Below are 19,204 nucleotides of genomic sequence, written 5' to 3'. Positions count from 1 at the left end.
GAAAGCAATGAGTGAACGCAAACAGCAGATATTGCAGGCAGCTATAGAGATTATTGCGGGGCAGGGCTATGGCAGTCTGACCATGCGAGCTTTGGCCCGCGCTAGTGATCTAAAGCTAGGCGCTCTGCAATACCACTATAAAACCCGGGACGATATGTTACGGGCCTTGGTGGGTTATATTGCTGATGAATATCGCCAGTCTTTTGAATTGGTGGCGGGTGAAGTTGATACGCCAAACGTTGATGATATTGTCCAATTTATTCTTGACGACTCCATCGATAGCGCGCTGCAATCCGATAAACTTTGGCCGCAACTGTGGGCCATGGCAGAGGTTGAGCCACTGGTGGCCGATTTAGTGGGCGAGATCTATGAGGAGTACTTGCAGATTATAGAGCGGTTGTTCGAAGCCGTTGGTAGCAAGTCTCCACGGGCTGAAGCTCTTTTTATTCTGTCCTTAGTAGAAGGGACAACATTGTTTGTGGGTTCGGGTAGGCCGTGGCAAGCAGAGAAAGAAACTGTCCGCGAAGCGGTAGTAGACTATGTCCAGTCCAGGTTCAATCCAGGTTCAAAAAAGGCGCTTAAATAGAGCCACTTCATTATTTTGATGATAAAGAGAGGGATGATTATGAAGAAAGAATCCTATGCCGTATGGGCCTTTTTTCTAAGTTTTTTCGCGTCCCTGCCAGCGTCGGCTGAAAGCTACCCAGACTCGGCTTGTGTGCCGGAAAAACCTTGTTTTAGGCTAGGTTATGTCAGCTGGTCTGAGGACAGGATATTTTCTGCAAAATTTGACAAGTTGTTTTCCCAGATGCGAATTAGTATGCCTGTCAATATAGAGACTAAATTTTCCCGAACAAGCTGTAAGCATCTTAAGGCGATAGAAAATTATCAGTTTGATGTTGTTGATCTGCCTTTGTCCTGGGTTCCCTATGCGGTAGAGAAGTTAGGTTATATACCCGTTATCAGTACCGATCAGGTTTATGCGAATGTGCTGATTAGTAAAAAAAAGGCTCCAGTGCTTTCGCTTGAGCAATTAGAGGGAAAAAAATTGGGCGCTATGGACTTCGATGATACGGGGCTGGTGATGCTGCGCGAAAAATTAGCAGCGAATTATCCGGACCTTCTCAATAAAGTTGAGGTTGTTAATGTTCCCTGGGTGGATCAATTATTGGTTGGCTTGTATAGCGGTAAGTTTGATGTCGTGGTTGAGAGTGAGATGAATCTGGAGTATCTGGGCGAAAAGCAAAGGCGTGAATTAACGGTGTTCCCTGTCAGTTATGATGTGCCTTACTGGATCACTCTGGCGAATCCGAGGGCGGACTCTGAGTTGTTACGGCGTTTTCAAGAGATCTATTTAACTGAATTCGGTGACTTACTTGAAGAGTTGCTGAAAGTCCCCTCCCGCACTGCATCAGAACACGATTATAAAAAATTACTGCCGTTATTTCCTGCTACTCGGCCTGATATAGCCTGTGAGGCTTAGTATAGATTGATGGCAACCTGACCCGCGCGCATTGCTGTCCGGGATAAATTCTGACTCGCTGGCATCAAGGGTTGCATTGTTACCCGGCCCAGCAGCGGTGTTGCCCTTATGCCCGACCACTCACTTGCCAGGGTGACTGACGGCTGCGGAACTCGACCATTTTTTTGCTTTGCAAAAAAACCGATAAGAACACGCTAAGGCGTGTTCTTACCCTGCGGGTGGCTTCGCCATCGGAAATTGCGGTGCAATTTTTGGGACTCGGACAGTCCTCGCCCAACCCCGTCAGTCACCCTGGCAAGCTAAAAACGTGGTCTGATTGGGCATAAGGGCAACACCGCTGCTGGACCTACCTTCTCACACTGATAGAGATTCCGCGGAATATAAAACCTTTCAACAGCACTATCAAAAGACTCTTTTGTTTTTTTATTTCACGGCCTTTTCCAAAACCTGTTTAACAAGCAGAAGTCAGGCTCGGTAGCCGGTGCTTATCCCGATCAGTCAGGGCGCGCTTTTAGGCTTGGTGGTGTTTCCAGCGTTTTTAGCGAGGACTGTTTGATTCAAATATGCTAAGGCATATTTTCACCCTACGGGCGACCTAAAGGTCGTCCAAATTACGATGTAATTTGTGAGCCCCATTTTTGCGCAGCAAAAATGGTCGAGTTCCGCAGCAGCTGGAAACACCACCAAGCCGGGCGACCGATCGGGATAAGCACCGGCTACCGAGCCGGGGGAGTAGCGCGATACCGATTAAAATTCGAGTCTCTACACACGGCTATATTAGCTGTTGATTTTATTTAGTATACCAATATAATAAAAGGTATACTAAATTATAGTTATGCCTCATAGGCAGGCATTGCTCAAGCCACGCTTTCCACCTGGAGAAGATAATATGAACAACATCCGTAGATTGCCACAGCTGACACTAGAGGCACGTCAGAGACGTCAGCGTCATCGACTGTATAAGGCTATATTCGCAGCCGGGATTTCAACCTTTGCCAGCACATTTTCCAGCGCGCAAATACTTGAGGAAGTCATCGTAACCGCTCAAAAAAGGGAGCAGTCGGTCAACGATATCGGTATGGCAATTTCAGCCTTTCGTGGCGATGATCTTGACACATTGGGTATTAATGACACCCGAGATCTGGTGCAGATCGTGCCCGGACTGACTATGGCCACGTCCAGCGGTGGCACCCCTATCTATACGATGCGCGGGATTGGCTTTAATACGCCTAATATGTCCTCTACCTCTCCGGTAGGTGTTTACATCGACGAAGTGTCCTATGCCTACCCGGTGATGTCCAAGGGCTTGAACTTTGACTTCGATCGGGTCGAAATTTTGAAAGGTCCTCAAGGGACTCTCTACGGCCGAAATACAACGGGTGGCCTGATCAACTACATCACCAATAAGCCAACGGATGAATTCGAAGGCTCGATTGAAGTTGAGTATGGAGAGTTTGATTCCTGGGGGCTTGAGGGTTTTGTGAATGGTGGAATCACCGACACTGTGAGTGGCAGAATTGCTTTCAAGACACAGGGTTCAGACGAAGGGTGGCAGAAGAGTGTGTCCCGCGATGCAGAACTGGGCGAGGTTGATCGTAGCGCTGCCAGGCTTGCGCTGCTATGGGAGCCAAGCGAAACGCTTTCAGCACAGTTTTCTGCCAGTTGGTGGGAAGATAAATCCGACGGACAGGCGGGCCAGGCAATCAATTATAACCCGGAGGTAGGAACCAGCCCTGAGGCCAGTATATTTGTCGTGCCAGGTCTTCAGGACGCCATACTGACCAACCCGGACAACCAAGATGCAGATTGGGCTACGGCAGATCAACCCAATACTGGGCCGGGTGCCGGCTGGATACCCGTTTTTAATGCTATCTATGGCACCTCTTACGAGAGTTCAGATTCTTGGCCTGGTTCAACGGCTACACCCAGACCCAACAAGTTTACCCAGGATAATGACATGCTGTCTTTATCCCTAAGATTTGATTGGAGCCTTTCTGACACACTGACCCTTACCTCCCTTACCGGCTACGCCGACTTTGAGCGCGATGATTTCTATGATCGCGACGGGACTGAGTATGAAGTTGTGGTCTTTAACGACGAAGGATCGATCGAATCATTCTCACAGGAGTTTCGTATCACCGGTGAATATGATCAGCTGAAGTTTATTGCCGGTGTCTTTATATCTTCTGATGAAACGGAGGACCGCTCCAATCCATGGGCTGGCCAGACTTCGGTCCTCGAAGGGCTGAAATTTCAAACGCTAACCGGTTATGCTGATGCCGGTGTCTTTTTGCCACAGGCTGACTTTGACGAGTTTATTGGCGGTTTCAGAGATTGGCAAAATTTTGCCAATATTGATACCGACACCCGGGCAATATTTGGGCAGGTGGAGTGGGAGCTAAGTGAGGCTTTTACACTGACAACCGGCCTGAGATATACGGAAGATGAGGCAGACTTTGAGGGCTGTTCAAGAGATCTTAACGGTGATGGCAATATCCTGGCGGTATGGAATGTCGCGTTTCAGCTTGCCATTCCAAATGGTGGCTGCCTTACCAATGAATTCGCTGCGGGTGAAGGTCCTTTTCCCCAGCCCGTTGAAGTGGTTAAGAAAAATTTGGATGAAGACAATTGGTCGGGCCGCATAGCGCTAGACTGGAATCTGTCTGATGATCACTTGCTCTATGTAAGTTATTCCCGGGGTTATAAATCTGGCGCATTTCCCTCTTTGTCAGCAAACGTAGCCAGCCAGTACGACCCCGTGACACAGGAACAAGTGGATGCCTATGAAGTCGGGCTGAAATCCTCGATGGCGGAAGGGACTGTGCAGTTAAATACGTCTGTGTATTACTACGACTACGAGGACAAGCAAGTTTTCGGCGAAGTAGAAGATCCGATCTTCAACACCTTGACCCGACTGGTCAATGTTCCTGATTCAGAGGTGATGGGCGCTGAAGTGGATCTAACCTGGCAGGCCACAGATAACCTGGTGACTCAATTCGGTATCTCCTATCTGGATACGCAGATCAATGAATATGTCGGTTACAACAAGTTCGCGGAGCCTACCGACTTTGCCGGTTCCGAGTTTGAGTATTCTCCTGAAATTCAAGCGTTTGGTCTTATGAGCTACGGTTTTGATATCACGGATCAACTGATCGGAAGGTTTACCATTGATGCGTCTTACTCTGATGATCAGCAAGCTGATTTTGAAGGTAACCCTGTTTTCGCCGTTGACTCTTACACGCTGGTAGGAGCCAGTTTCTTAGTCTCGCCAAGCGCAAGTTCCGACTGGCAAGCCACCCTGTGGGGACGGAATTTGACTGACGAGTACTATTGGAACAGCGTGCAGACGCAGACAGACACTACGATGCGTTATGCCGGTATGCCGAGAACCTGGGGAGTATCGTTGCGCTATAACTTTTAGCGGGCGGGCTCTCCCCTTATTTAATAGGACCCAAAACCGGGTCAATGTCAGTGCCGATTTGGAGGCTTTCAGTGACAAGAAAAAAACGTGGCTCAGAGTCAATCCAGTCGGCAGGGAAAATCAGCAAAAGCATCACTCGGCGTGACTTTATCAACGGCGTAGCGATAGGCACTGGTGGCTTGATGCTCCAGGCTTGCGGTGCTGATAAGGGACCGTCAGCGCTGGTTACGACACAGGCCCCGATGCCATTTAGCCCCCCGGGTATTGATCAGTACTACCCGCCGACCCTGACGGGAATGCGTGGCAGTCATAAAGGCTCCTATGAAGTCGCTCACGCTCTGGCTTGGAAGGGGCAAAAGCCTGCGCAATACCAGACACTGGATGAACACTATGACCTGGTGGTGGTTGGCGCGGGGATGAGCGGCCTGGCTGCGGCGTGGTACTACCGGGAAAAGATGGGGCCTGAGGCGCGAATACTGATTCTGGATAATCATGACGACTTCGGCGGCCATGCCAAGCGCAATGAGTTTCATCACGACGGCAGGATGGTTCTGAGTTTAGGCGGCGCACAGAATATCGAAAATTACACTAGCTACAGCCAGTCTTCTGCTGCCTTGCTGAACGGACTTGGACTGACCAAGGACGTGCTGGACGGGATCAGGGAAAACACGCCCAATGACTATGCCATGGGTGGCAATTATGACGCGCAAAACTCGATGGCATTACCTGGCGCCAACGGCCATGTGGTACGCAATGGGAACTGGGTAAAGATGCTGCATGGGGCTGAAGGCTATGTCGAAGCCATTCGAGGGCTCCCATTAGCTGAGTCTGAGCAAGACAAACTGATCGACTTTGTCGGCGGCGAACGAGACTATTTGGCAGAGTTGTCGCTGAGTGAGAAGTACGACTATGCCAGCTCGGTAAGCTACAACCAATTTCTGGTGGAGCGAGTGGGTCTGGAGGAGGGCACATTGCCACTCTTTAGCGCTTGGCTCATGGTCTATAAAGGCCTGTCGGGTTGGAACCTGTCCGTACTTGAGGCCATCGTTTCAGGCGCAGCCGGGTTGCGCGCCATGGGTTGGTTAGGCGGTCTGGTGGACTCTTTGAGTGTGCAGTTTTCCGAAAGTCTTTTGGATGTGCGGATGTTTCCGGATGGCAATGCGTCCATTGCCCGGATGCTGGTCAAACAGCTGATTCCTGCGGTTGCCCCTAACATGAAGGGCGTCGAGGACGTTGCTATATCCCGGTTTAACTACCAAGCCTTGGATAAAGCCGATAACAATACCCGCATCAGGCTTAACAGCACCGTTGTTGGCGTACGCGAAAAACCAGACAACAAGGTGCACATTGATTATGTCAAGGAGGGCGAGCCGCTGCGAATCTCAGCCAGTCATTGCGTACTAGCCTGTTACAACGGCCTAATACCTCACCTGTGTCCAGAGTTGCCTGAAGCCCAGAAAGAAGCCCTCAAGTACGGTGTTAAGGTCCCGTTTGTCTATGCCAATGTGTTGTTGGAGAACGGGCAAGCGTTTTCGAAGCTAGGGACATCGATGATCCAGTGTCCGCAAGACCCCTTTCAGATAATCAGTACGGCGCCCACAATGTCTGTTGGCGGTTACCAACCACCGAGTAAACCTGAAGACCCCATGGCGGTATTTATGATGTCATCCCCGATATCCATTTCGCAGAAGGGGGTGAAAGGGCGAGACTTGCTCCGGGTCGGGCGCCACAAGATCTATGCAACAAGCTTTGCAGACTATGAGAAGCAGATTCGCGACCAGTTACAGGCAACACTGGGGCCCCTGGGTTTCAATCAAGAGACTGATATCAAAGCCATTACCGTCAACAGGATCTCACATGGTTATGCCTATCAGTATCTGGCGCTTGATGATCCAGAATGGCCGGAGGGCAAGGCGCCCCATGAGATCGGTCGGGCACAGTTTGGCCGAATATCCATCGCCAATTCCGACTCCGAAGCCAGGGCCTTTATGGATGCAGCCTGGGACGCCGCCTGGCGCGCCGTTGAAGAACAAACAAGCCACTCCCCAGCATAATTCCCGGTGTTTTAGTTAGTAAAAGGCATCTCTAACCATTAAAGAAAAGGCATACGATGACTCATCACGCTTATATCTACGACGCCGTACGTACCCCTCGCAGCAAGGGTAAAAAAGACGGCAGCTTGCACCAAGTCAAACCGATTGACTTGGGCGCTGGCTTATTAAAAGGCCTGCAGGCCCGCCATGACTTGGACACATCCTACGTGGATGATGTGGTGATGGGCTGTGTGACACCGGTGGGTGAGCAGGGCTCCGATGTCGCCAAGATGATCGTCCAGAATGCCGACTGGGATGAGTCTGTTGCCGGAGTGCAGCTGGATCGCTTTTGCGCTTCAGGTCTTGAGGCGGTCAATATTGCCGCGCAAAAAGTGGCATCAGGCTGGGAAGATTTGGTCGTAGCCGGCGGTGTTGAATGTATGTCCCGTGTGCCTATGGGCTCCAACGGTGGAGCGATGGCTGGTGACGCGGCTTTTCAATTGAAGACGGGTTTTGTGCCTCAGGGGATTGGCGCCGATGTTATCGCCAACCTGGACGGCTACAGCCGTGAAGATGTGGATGCCTTCGCTCTGGCGTCGCAGCAACGTGCTAGCTACGCCCGTGATAATGGTTACTTCGACAGGTCAGTCTTGCCAGTCCTGGATAAGAATGGCTTGACCATTTTGGCCAGGGACGACTTTATTAAGCCTGACACCAGCATGGAAGGATTGGGCAATTTGAAAGCCTCGTTTGAAATGATAGGCAGTGTTGGTTTTGACGACGTTATCTTGCGCAAGTACAACTCGTTGGAAAGAGTCACCCATGTTCATACGCCGGGTAACTCATCGGGTATTGTCGACGGTGCTTCGGCGGTGCTTATCGGCAGCGAAAAAGCCGGAAAAGATCTGGGCCTGACACCTCGTGGTCGTATTGTGGCAACGGCCGTACTGGCCCGCTGCCCCATCATCATGTTGACAGGCCCTGGCCCTGCAGCCCAAAAAGCCCTCGATAAAGCCGGTCTGAAAACCTCTGATATCGACCTCTGGGAAATCAACGAAGCCTTTGCCTCAGTGGCCATGCGCTATATGAAAGATCTCGACATCAGCCATGAAGTGACCAACGTTAACGGCGGTTCCATTGCCATGGGTCACCCGCTGGGTGCCACCGGTGCGATGCTCGTCAGCATCATGCTCGATGAGCTTGAGCGCCGTGGTTTAAAGCGCGCCATGCTGTCTTTATGTGTCGGCGGTGGTATGGGTATCTCTACCATCATTGAGCGTGTGTAAGCGTAAAAGCAGCTATTTACTATCTATCGAGAGTGATCGAGAGTGATCGAGATTAACAACAGAATTCAGGAAAAGACATGAGTATATTCCAGTATGAAAAAGATGCTGACGGCATAGTCACCGTCACCATGGATATGACGGGCCCGGTTAACTCGATGAGTGCCGAATTTAATCCCGTAATGAAAGCGACGGTGGAGAGGTTAGAAAAAGAACAAGGTTTAACGGGTGTTGTATTGGCTTCAGCCAAGAAAACTTTTTTTGCGGGGGGGGATCTGAACAGTCTGTTGGCGACAACGCCTGCGCAGACGCAAGACTTCTTTAATTCCATCGAAGCTATGAAAGCGGATTTTCGCCGCCTGGAAAAATTACCGGTACCGGTTGTGTCGGCCATTAATGGCGCGGCGCTGGGCGGTGGTTTTGAAATTTGTTTGGCAACTCACTACCGCATTGCTTACAACCATAAATCGGTACAGCTCGGTCTGCCAGAGGTTAGCCTGGGTTTGTTACCCGGTGGCGGTGGCGTGGTGCGCATGGTGAATCTGTTGGGTCTACAAAATGCTCTGCCATTCCTGCTGGAAGGTAAAAAAGTGACGCCCGAGAAAGCACTTAAAGCTGGCATGATCCATGAAATGGTCGATTCATTAGAGGCGCTTATCCCCAGTGCCAAGGCTTATATTCTGGAACAAAAAGGCAATCAAGCCGCGTCGGTACAACCTTGGGATGTTAAGGGCTTCAAGATACCTGGTGGCGCTGCCAACTCACCAAAACTGGCTCAGGTAATCATGGCCGCCCCGGCCATGCTGGCGAAGAAAACACGCGGATTACTGCCTGCGCCAGAACAGATTCTGGACTGTGCGGTTGAAGCGGCGCGTCTTGATTTTGATGCTGCTATGACCATCGAGAGTCGCGGGCTGGCGTATTTGGCGGTGACACCTGAAGCCAAAAATATGATCAATACCTTTTTCTTTCAGATGAACAAGGTCAATGGCGGCGCTTCTCGCCCTCAGGCTATTGAGCCACAGTTGACTAAGAAGGTCGGCGTATTGGGTGCCGGCATGATGGGGCAGGGCATTGCCTATGTGTCTGCGATGGCGGGCATTGAAGTGATTCTAAAGGATATCTCTGAGCAATCTGCAGAAAAGGGCAAGGCCTATTCAGAAAATCTGTTGGCAAAACGCGTCGCCAAAGGCCGCATGAGTGAAGCAAAGAAAGCGGCGGTTCTGGCTTTAATTAAACCCACCGCTGATGACAATGATCTTCAGGGCTGTGATTTGATCATCGAAGCGGTTTTCGAGAACATCGAACTGAAAAACAAGATTACCCAAACGACTGAGAAATTCCTGGCGCAGGACGGTGTGTGGGGTTCCAATACATCTACTTTGCCGATTACACAGTTAGCCGAGGCGTCCAGTAAGGCTGAAAACTTTATTGGCATTCATTTCTTCTCTCCTGTTGATAAGATGCCGTTGGTTGAAATCATTTGCGGTGATAACACCAGTGATGTCGCACTGGCAAAAGCGTTTGATTACACCAAGCAAATCAAAAAGACCCCTATCGTCGTTAACGATTCTCTGGGTTTCTTTACTTCTCGTACCTTTAGCACTTACTTTGATGAAGCTGCGCGCATGGTGACAGAAGGCGTCTACCCTGTTCGAGTGGATAATCTGGGCAAGGCGATGGGTATGCCGGTAGGCCCGTTGACGGTTCACGATGAAGTCAGCCAAGAGCTGTCGCGCAAGGCGTTTGAGACTTGGGCTGATATGGGCGTAACGGACAAGTGGGGTGAGCAAGACGCTCTGCGTAAAGTCATTAACTTCCTTACGGTTGAGAATGGTCGCGGTGGCCGTCACCACAAGGGTGGCTACTTTGACTACAGCAGCGATGGTGGTAAGACACTATGGCCGCAGCTGGTTGATCAGTTCTATCGGTCGGACGTTGAAATGTCCGATCAAGACATCAAGGATCGACTGTTATTCCGCCAAGTGATTGAAACGCTTAAGTGCCTGCAAAGCAATGTTTTACGAACGGTTGCCGATGGTAATGTCGGTTCTATTATGGGCATTGGTGCACCTGTCTGGAGCGGTGGTTTTATCCAGTTTGTTAATACCTACGGCCTGGAAAAATTCCAAACGCGTTGTGGTGAGCTGGCGGCACAATATGGCGAGCGTTTTGTTTGCCCACACATTGTGGAAGACAAACTATCCGCGGGTGAAACCTTCCGGTAAGACAATATAAAATCTTAGTTTGAACTGTTTAGCAATCGCTGTAACTCGGCCTTAGCCTGCGGTAAAAAGTCTCTAAAGACCTCGGCGCCGCTATCCCAGCTCTTATGCTTCGCAGCGCGGCAGGCATCCAGTTGTGCTTGCTCTTGTGCGACAATGTAAGCGAAGAAAGTTTTATGCTCGGGGCTGGCAAGTGATTCCATTTCCTCTAGTTTGGGCATGTAGGGGATAATGACGTCGATCAGTTGTTGTGGGCTAACAAAGCGCCAACCCAAATAGCTGAACATATGAAGCCCGCTGCGAATAAACCAATTCGCCTCGTAGTCGACGCCCAGCTCGCTTTGCATATGCCCGAGAATTTGTTGGTTGATCACTTCCATCTCATAATAGGCTTGAAAGAATTCTCCTCGCTCCGACCCCGCTGCGTATTTTGCTATCTTACGCATGCCGATGTACGTTCGCCCTCGGTTGCCGTATTCGTACTCCAGATGATTAAAATACCGTTGTCTTTGTTGCTCGGTTAAATGCTGCGTTGGCTGTGGTGTTGTTTTCTCAGCCATGGCGCAGGATGTGGTGACTAAAAAGGTGGTGAAGATTGTTGTGAGGCGTCTTTTCATAATAGGTTTTTTTTCCGTCAGTTTTCTGCATCGTTGTTATTAGTAAGGCTATTCTCAGGCTGTTTGCTCTTGTACAGCGCGCCAGGCTGCATCGATGGCGGCGTCCATATAAGCGCGCGCTTCAGAGTCTGAGTTGGCAATGGAGATGCGGCCGAATTGCGCTCGCCCAACCTCGTGTGGCGCCTCACCTTCAGCCCACTCGGGGTCATCCAGCGCGAGATAGGCATAGGCGTAGCCGTGGGATATGCGATTAACTGTTATGGCTTGGATGTCGGTCTCGTGGTTAAAACCGTAGGGACCCAGTAGCGCTTGTAACTGATCGCGAATCTGCTGCTCGTAGCTGGCGAAGGGCGTTGAGTAGACTTTGTAGCGCCCACGCCGAAGCATCTCGCGGCCCGACACTTTAGTCGTCGGTGCGGGAGTGGGGTCGCCCATCATATATACCGCCATAGGATCCTCAGACCCTCGTGGTGGTTGGTAGCCGCCGTTGGTCATGGTGGGTGCAACGCTTACAATTTGAAAAGGGTCTTGCGGGCACTGAACCATGGTAGCCCCCAGCTTGTCGAAAGCTTGGCCATTTTTGAGTAATACATTGGCGTAGACGTGAGGCGTTTTGACTCCATACTTTAGAGCTTCTTTTTGTGGCTCAGGCAGTTGCGGGCACAGGTGAGGTATCAGGCCGTTGTAGCAGGCCAGCACGCAGTGATCGGCGGTGACGCTAAGTGCCTTCCCTTGTTGAACATAATCCACTTGCACTCGCTTAGCCTCGGTTTCGCGCACACCCACTACGGTGCTGTTGAGCCTGATGCGGTTAGGCTGTTTGCTCTGATCTAATACGCCATAATTAAAACGGGCGATAGCAACATCTTCCATGCCTTTCATCGTGGGTGCTACGCCGGGTACCAGCTTTTGCACCAAGAGCCGGGCAATGGAGGCATTACCGTCGGGGAACATCTGTGTTTCACCTAGGCTATCGGCAAACTTTAAGGCTAATGCACCGAGCTTATCACCCAGCCAGCCAATGGAGCGGATGCCGGGAGCACCAAGGCCGAAGGCTTCCAATACCGTCAGGTTCCAGCCGGTATAACCTTCCACAATGCGCAGTAGGTTATCGAGTATGGGGAGGGTTTCTTTGGCCAGGCCAACGCGTTCAGTCAGAAACTGGTTATAGGGCGTAGCATTTAAATAGTCGGCCATTTCGCTGAGCGAGAACTCAGCCAAAAAGTCGTGGTCGCCGCTGAAAAAGGTAATTAATTTGTCCTGCTCGGCGCGGGGTAGGGGGAGTTCACGAACCGCAGCCTCATAACCTTCGGCACCGTTCATAAACCGCAACCAGTTGCCTGACACTGTTACATGGCCATCGGTTCCGGGCAATGCCATAGCATTTTTTGCATTGGTCTTACCCCCCATAAAGAAGTCGTCTGGCGTGTTGGCCTCCAGTTGCTCGGCGTTATCCGTACTGATACCGATATCGGCAAACAGGCTGGCGGCCTCGTCGCTATAAGCACTGAGGCCATCGATGTTTTGGGCACCCCCCAGCCCCAGCACCATTCTGCCTTCGTAGTGAAACTCGTTACGCTTGGCGTGGCCGCCGAAATCATCGTGATTATCCATAATGAGAATGCGCGCAGTGCCCCCCATTTTTTGCTGGTAAAACCAAGCGCTGGCAAGGCCGCTGATGCCGGAGCCCACCACCACTAGGTCATAGTGTTCGTTCAGTGGGTGAAACTGGGCCGGTTTTTGGCCTTGCCAAGCCAGTGCGTGGGCTACTTCGAAGGAGCCTTTATGGCTGCCTCGCATGCCGGTGAGTGTTGGCGGGTAGTAGGGTGCCGTTGAGCTTAGCCCTGATGGCGCGGGCTGCCCGAATAATGGGGGAGGGGCCAGCATGCCTGCACCCACAGTGATCGCCATCCCATTTAGAAAATCCCGTCGCGTCACCTTAGAGGTCATTTTATCTCCCGTTATCTTTGAGCATGTCAAATGACATGCTCTAGCAAGTCGGTTGACATGTCAATGGCTAGTGTACGGATTATGACGTTGTTGTTGGAAATGAGTCTTAATCAATCAATAGGAAAGGAAAAGCGGCTGCCAGCGCGTGAAAAATAGAAATATTGGCTTGATGACTTACAGCCATAAATAGATTGCGACCTTAAGCAGGGTGTCATCGCGATCACTCATGGCTGGGGACATCAGCAGAGTTATGGCATGTCGATCGCGCAATCTTACCCTGGCGTTAATGCCAACCTACTTTCGCCGTCCGGGATAGGTAGCTATGAGGTTATTAGTAACCAGGCGCACCTTACTGGTATTAACGTTGATGTTCGTAAATGTGAGGGAGTATAGGCAGAACATGCGGATATCAAGAGTACACAGAAGGAGATACATTCGCAGACACATCCTTCAGCATTGAGGTGTGATTAAGTGTAATAGCTCAAACTTGATCTGACAGATTGCTATTGAGGGCTGAATTGAGCCTGACAATTGAGAACGGGGAGGCGCACCTGGTCATCTGTCTCATTTGTGTCGGAAAGCAGACAAAAAATTGCCTTTTAGTGCCAAAACACCATTTGGGCAGAGTTTGACCCTTTTCGGACATTAAGGCCAACTGTTAGAATTGAATAGTAGTAAGTAGTTGATTTCTCCACAGCGCCATTCAGATTTACTTTATGAAACTATTTTATTTTTACCCGTAGTTTCTACAAAAACTCAATACGGCATTTAACTGCCACCATTTCCGACAATACCTCGTATCTATTGACGAATACCAAAATTAAATAACATATCGACGAAAAGCTTTACACCTTTGCTCTATCTAATGATGGGGGCATAGTCCATAGTGGCTGTACAAAAATAAACAGCATAATTATAAAACTTACAGGAGTACTCCCTCATGCTGAAGAAAACCCTAGCCCTAGTGGGCGTTACACTTTCATTAATTTTATCCACAAGTGCTCATTCCGCATTGGTTGAGTATAGTTACCAGGGAAACATGTTCACGGACGTTGTTAACAACATCCTACCTGCAGGCGAAACGTTTACCAATACCGACTCGATCACTGGTTCGTTTGTGGTGTCGGATTTAGGGTCTTCCTATTACGGCAATTTAACAGCGGAATCATTTGAATCATTTTCATTCAGTGCGGGGCCCGTTACTATCTCTTCATCGGATGCACTGGCGCAGATCCAATATTTTTATGTGTCCACCGACGCGTTCGGTGCCATAGACAGTGTCGAGATGCTCCTGTTTTCGGAAAACCAAGAGTGGTTTGATCTGGACCCCGAAGGGATCAGGGAATCAATTAGCATTTCACCAAGCTCAGCTACAGCCAGGCACGAACAGTGCGCTCTGCTCAATCGCGCTGAAACGGAGTGTAATCCCAACCGCAATGGTGGTGAATTCGGCAACACTTTCGACGAAGGTAGATCGTTGGTCACGGGAGTTTGGACCTCACAAACTATCAATGCGGTACCTGTACCGGCGGCAGCGTGGTTATTTGGCTCTGCGTTAGTTGGCTTAGCTGGAATCAAGCGTAAGAAGTAACACTGTATAACTCAAGCTATCAAGGCTCCTCATTTGGGGCCTTTTTTATTCTTGCTCTAGTCCGCTAATGGCACACAACAGAAGTGCTAGATTTCCAAATTTCATAATCTTCAATGTCTGCTTTCCTGCGGAGAGCAGACTGTACGATTTTCTATGAACTAATAATCAATGGTGTCAGGTCGAGTCTAGCCCGATACAGATTAAGTGAGTTCGTTAATTGTTTTTTCTAATTCAGTTAACGATGTGATGATGGTGGAAAAGTCTGGTGCATCGCCATAAATCATGTCACGCATACTTCGGTAATCTTTTTCTAGCTCGTCCAAAACGGCCTTGCTTGGAACAAGTTTAAAGGTGTTTGTTAGACAGGCGTCATAATTTGCAAATCCACTTCTAAAAAAACATTTTTTATATTTGATGACATCTTTCAATAAATCGATATCTGCGAGTGCTGATTCACCAATGGTTGTTTGGTTGAGTAGATAAAGATCATACCAATGTCGAGAGAGGCGTTCGGCATTGGCTTTGAGTGTGCCGCGATTACACTCAGCATGAATAAGTGTGGCTTTTTCCCAAAAGGTTCTTTCTGCGGCGAGCACGACTGTTTCTGCCACGGGGAATTCGAGTTCTTGATCTGATAGCTTTTCTGCTATATCGGCAGTAATCATATGAGTGGCATTTGGATCGATAATATTACGACCACCTAATTCAATAAGAATACTGCTTTTTAAATATTCATCCTCTTCTTCAACCACCGACGGAAAATGAACCCATATGCTTTCACCATCATCTGAGTGTTCGATTGAAATATCTGACTTTGTAGGTAGTAGATCAATTTTATTCTGGAGGTGGGGTATTACTTTATCTGCTGCATACTCTTTAAGGCCTTTTTTTAAGCGGTCACTAAATTTACTAATTTGGCTGTTTGAGGATTTTTCGTCAAACGGGTCAAATTTGTCATCGAGATATTTAGCCAGTTCCCTGTAATCAATGGTGATATCAATATCTTCAGAGAAACGATTAATAGCTGTAAATACTTTTGATAAAGACGTGCCGCCTTTGAAGGCCATTGGTAAGCCCTCTGGTAATGTAAACATTGCATTAAGTGCCCAGCAGACCCAAATATCCTTTTCTAGCACATTGGATTTTCTGCCAAGCTCGGTAGCAAGTGTTGCTAAAATATCTTTTTGCTCAGTAGCATCCAAATGAAAAAATTGATCAGCCAATAGCATATTCCTTTTGATAGGTCTGAAGGGCGTTACTTATCCATGCGGGCATTTCCGCAGAGAAAAGTTCCTCTTGTTCTGTGGCGTTCAGCTTATTGCATACTTGTTCAACGGTATAACGACTCATGTTTTCTTTGCCGATATACCATAGTGCAGATAAGGCTAGACCTGATTTTTTTTCGGACAGCTGTAATTTGCGCCGGGCAACGTGAACGAGCTTGATTGTCAGTTTGCCAATTTTTAAAGTTCTAGTAGAGCCACTGGTGTAATAAATAGGCTGGGTAGGTACCTGTGTTGATAGTTTGAATCGCCTAGCCGCTTCTGCACCATGAACCTGGATCGTTTCGCCATTGGATTCAGCGATAACTTTTATCACTTTATTGATTTCAGGTTTTACTGTTCCAACAAAGCGATTCTTCTTTGGGCGAATGTAGATGCCTTGAGTAATGCGCTCTACGACCCCCTGTTTAACTAAGCGCGAAAGTGAATTGTCGACGGCGCTACGAGACCCCAGCTTGAGAAAGCTGGTAGTGGCAAATGGCTCGCCTAAGGGTAGGCGCTTCACTTCGGTTGTAATGGTCTGCGCAGTGGACATAACTTTCTCCTTTGAGAGAAAATATATAGTTATTTCTCTTAAAGCTCAAATTTAATTCGTAAATGAGAGTTAGAAATTGATTGTTTAATATTCATCGAAATTGATAACACATTGATTTTATTGGTAATTATCTTTTCGTAAAACTGGGAAGACGGTCACCAACAAAAGCCTGTTGATCTAGAGCCTATTATCCAAGATATGCTGACAGCCAGTCAGCGCAACTTCTCCGGTTTCGTGCGCAATTTCATGGGGCGCTTCACCTTAGAGGCCATTTTATCTCCTGTTATCTTTGAAACTGTCACTTGACATGGTTATGGGTGTAATTTAGCATGTCATTCGACATGTTTTGGCGAGTCGATCGACATGTCAATGGTTGGTGTACGGATTATGACGTTGTTATTGGAAATAAATCTTAATCAATCAATAAGAAAGAAAAAGCGGCTGCCAGAGCGTGAAAAACAGAAATATTGGCTTGATGACTGACGACCATAAATAAAAACATAGATTGGAGAGACAGATGAAAGCTACAAAGTATGCCAAATCCTTATTAGCCCTGGCAGTTGTGGGGGCGCCGGTGTCGCTGTCGGCCAATGAAAAAGAGTCCGCTTTATTGGAAGAAATTGTTGTCACCGCTCAGAAACGGTCAGAGTCGTTGCAAGACGTACCTATTGCTCTGTCTGCCTTTACCGGTGATTTTATCAAAGAGGCTAAACTCACCGATGTTAAACAGTTAGTGGCATTTACTCCCGGTTTATCCGGTAACTCTACAGACAGTTTTCTCGACACCATATCAGTGCGTGGGGTGTCCACCAACTCTTTCGGTATTGGTGGTGATAGCTCAATTGGTATCTATAAAGATGGTGTTTACTATGGCCGTAACGGCGCTGCGGTAACCAGCTTTTTCGATGTTGAGCGCGTTGAGGTTTTGAAAGGCCCACAGGGTTTATTGTTTGGCCGTAATGCCGCTTCAGGTGCTGTGCACACCATTACCGAGAAACCTAATCTTGAGGACGTTGAAGGTTATGTTCGCTTAGGTGCCGGTGAGAGCGGTCGTCAGCAAGCAGAATTTGCCTATAACCAACCATTAGGTGACAGCTGGGCGATGCGTATCGCTGGCTCTCATTCGGAACAAGATGGCTTTGTTAAAAACCTCTATAACGGCGATGACCTCGGTGAGCACGACCGCGATGCAGTTCGTTTGTCGATCAAAAATCAAGGCGATTGGGGTGATGTCACACTGACCGCTGAGCACGAAGAGCGCAAGCAGTATGGATCTATCTATATCGGTCAGGATGCCAATGGTAACAGCTTTACCGGTGATGACCGCACGGCGAATCTCGATTTTCAAGGGAAGGATGACGCCAGAGTGACGGGTGTTACTTTAACCGCCAATATTGACCTCAATGAAGAAATGACACTGACCTCCATTACCGGTTATAGCAAACATGATTGGGTCTACCAGGAAGACTGGGACGGCACGCCAGTTGGACTGGCTGGATACCTTCAAGAGCAATCAGGGGAATACTATAGTCAGGAAGTGCGCCTCAATGTCGATACCAGTGAAGACTTAAAATGGTATGTCGGTGCAAGTGCCTATGAGGAAGATGTCACAGCCGAGTTAAGCAACGAGGTCGGGGACGCGACCCCTTATTTTGGCGTCCCTTACTACAACGGCTTACTCGAGACTAATGATACTGATGGTGAATACAATGGCTGGGCTGTTTATGCCGACATGACTTATCAGATAACAGAGAAGTTGGATGTCAGCGTGGGCGCGCGTTACACCTATGATGAAAAGGAAGCTGAGACCGAAATTTTTGGGTTAGGCTTTGTCTGGCCTGTCATAACGCTCGCTCCGGTAAAGTCCAAACAGGATTGGGATGACATATCACCACGTATCGCGCTGCGTTACTTTGTTGACGAAGACCTGATGTTGTTTGGCTCTGTGTCCGAGGGCTATAAAGCGGGTGGTTTTGGTACTGACACTGTAACCTCTTCGATAGGTGGAGTAGCCCTGCCAGATGCAGAGCTTGATGATTTCGATCCAGAAACCATTACTTCTTACGAAATCGGTGCCAAAGGTGATCTTGCTGGCGGTAAAGTAAAGTATGGCGTCAGTGCCTACTACTACAATTACGAAGATCTGCAAACCGTCATTATAGAAGTCGGCAAAGCGCTGGTTGAGAATATAGGCGAGGTCGATGGCATGGGTGTGGAGATGGATCTGCGTGCAGCTATTAATGACAATTGGAGTCTATTTATCGGGGCCGCCTGGAGTGAAACTGATATTAGCGATATTCCTTTGGATGTGTGTGCAGAACCCGGTGGTAGCAACTGCGATGGCAATCGCCTTGCATTCAACCCGGAGTGGACTGTTTCCGGCGGTATCAATGCTAACTACCCCCTTAATGGCGGTGAAGTTTTTGCCGCGCTGGATTTTAGTTGGCAGGATGATTTCTACAGCGATGGTGAGAATTCAGACAATGCCACTGTTGATAGTGTAGGTTTTGTTAACTTGCGTACCGGCTGGAACAGCGAGCAGAACTGGAGTGTGAGCGTTTATGTTGAAAACGTTTTCGATGAAGAATCCTTTGCCGGGCGTAGTGGCGTTGCTGGATTTCCTGTCAACGCTGGCCCTTCGCAGGAACGCTTGGCGGGTGTTGATATTAGCTACAGCTTTTAACGGTAACAGCGTCGGTTTTATTGTTTAACTTCCCCTTGGGAGTCGATTTATCGGCTCCCTTTTTTTTCTGAACTGATGTTTGGGTAAAAGCGATAGCCAG

General features: G+C 48.8%; 12 protein-coding genes. 8 read left to right on the top strand and 4 right to left on the bottom strand.

From position 1 onward, the window contains the following. Nucleotides 1-7: 7 nt before the first annotated feature. From BST96_RS02715 to BST96_RS02690, 6 genes are all read left to right on the top strand, one after another. A complete protein-coding gene (locus BST96_RS02715; protein WP_085757210.1) occupies nucleotides 8-586 on the top strand; it encodes a TetR/AcrR family transcriptional regulator in 579 nt (192 codons plus the stop codon). 18 nt (nucleotides 587-604) lie between these two features. Continuing rightward, nucleotides 605-1,483, top strand: a complete 879-nt coding sequence (locus BST96_RS02710; protein ID WP_085757209.1) for a PhnD/SsuA/transferrin family substrate-binding protein — start codon at nucleotides 605-607, stop codon at nucleotides 1,481-1,483. Nucleotides 1,484-2,372: 889 nt separating this feature from the next. Next, complete coding sequence (locus tag BST96_RS02705; protein ID WP_169713878.1) at nucleotides 2,373-4,904, top strand: TonB-dependent receptor; 2,532 nt, start codon at nucleotides 2,373-2,375, stop codon at nucleotides 4,902-4,904. A 71-nt stretch (nucleotides 4,905-4,975) separates the two neighbouring features. After that, complete coding sequence (locus BST96_RS02700) at nucleotides 4,976-6,958, top strand: NAD(P)-binding protein (protein ID WP_240554881.1); 1,983 nt, start codon at nucleotides 4,976-4,978, stop codon at nucleotides 6,956-6,958. Nucleotides 6,959-7,014: 56 nt separating this feature from the next. Then, a complete protein-coding gene (locus tag BST96_RS02695; protein ID WP_085757206.1) occupies nucleotides 7,015-8,223 on the top strand; it encodes an acetyl-CoA C-acetyltransferase in 1,209 nt (402 codons plus the stop codon). Between the two features lie 77 nt (nucleotides 8,224-8,300). Then, the gene (locus BST96_RS02690; RefSeq protein WP_085757205.1) at nucleotides 8,301-10,448 is read left to right on the top strand and encodes a 3-hydroxyacyl-CoA dehydrogenase NAD-binding domain-containing protein; all 2,148 of its coding nucleotides are present in this window, start codon (nucleotides 8,301-8,303) and stop codon (nucleotides 10,446-10,448) included. Nucleotides 10,449-10,462: 14 nt separating this feature from the next. Here the strand turns inward: BST96_RS02690 and BST96_RS02685 are convergent, their stop codons facing one another. Together BST96_RS02685 and BST96_RS02680 are read right to left on the bottom strand one after the other, a co-directional pair. Further along, complete coding sequence (locus tag BST96_RS02685; protein ID WP_085757204.1) at nucleotides 10,463-11,062, bottom strand: hypothetical protein; 600 nt, start codon at nucleotides 11,060-11,062, stop codon at nucleotides 10,463-10,465. Nucleotides 11,063-11,116: 54 nt separating this feature from the next. Further along, complete coding sequence (locus BST96_RS02680; RefSeq protein WP_085757203.1) at nucleotides 11,117-13,012, bottom strand: NAD(P)/FAD-dependent oxidoreductase; 1,896 nt, start codon at nucleotides 13,010-13,012, stop codon at nucleotides 11,117-11,119. Between the two features lie 940 nt (nucleotides 13,013-13,952). Between BST96_RS02680 and BST96_RS20630 the strand changes: the two genes are divergently transcribed. Then, entirely contained in the window at nucleotides 13,953-14,603 is a 651-nt protein-coding gene (locus BST96_RS20630) for a VPLPA-CTERM sorting domain-containing protein (protein ID WP_085757202.1), read from the top strand. 200 nt (nucleotides 14,604-14,803) lie between these two features. On the opposite strand, the gene BST96_RS02670 is transcribed toward BST96_RS20630, so the two are convergent. Together BST96_RS02670 and BST96_RS02665 are read right to left on the bottom strand one after the other, a co-directional pair. Further along, nucleotides 14,804-15,826 carry a nucleotidyl transferase AbiEii/AbiGii toxin family protein gene (locus BST96_RS02670; protein WP_206045388.1) on the bottom strand — a complete coding sequence of 341 codons (1,023 nt, stop codon included), beginning with the start codon at nucleotides 15,824-15,826 and terminating at the stop codon, nucleotides 14,804-14,806. Then, complete coding sequence (locus tag BST96_RS02665) at nucleotides 15,819-16,421, bottom strand: DUF6088 family protein (protein WP_085757200.1); 603 nt, start codon at nucleotides 16,419-16,421, stop codon at nucleotides 15,819-15,821. The genes BST96_RS02670 and BST96_RS02665 overlap by 8 nt, the downstream gene beginning before the upstream one ends. A gap of 517 nt (nucleotides 16,422-16,938) precedes the next feature. Here BST96_RS02665 and BST96_RS02660 point away from each other — a divergent pair. Further along, the gene (locus BST96_RS02660) at nucleotides 16,939-19,104 is read left to right on the top strand and encodes a TonB-dependent receptor (protein ID WP_085757199.1); all 2,166 of its coding nucleotides are present in this window, start codon (nucleotides 16,939-16,941) and stop codon (nucleotides 19,102-19,104) included. Nucleotides 19,105-19,204 lie beyond the last annotated feature (100 nt).

It is taken from the genome of Oceanicoccus sagamiensis (assembly GCF_002117105.1).
In the GTDB taxonomy this organism is placed as follows: Bacteria; Pseudomonadota; Gammaproteobacteria; order Pseudomonadales; family Dasaniaceae; genus Oceanicoccus; species Oceanicoccus sagamiensis.
This window is presented reverse-complemented; position numbering and strand designations above follow the sequence as displayed.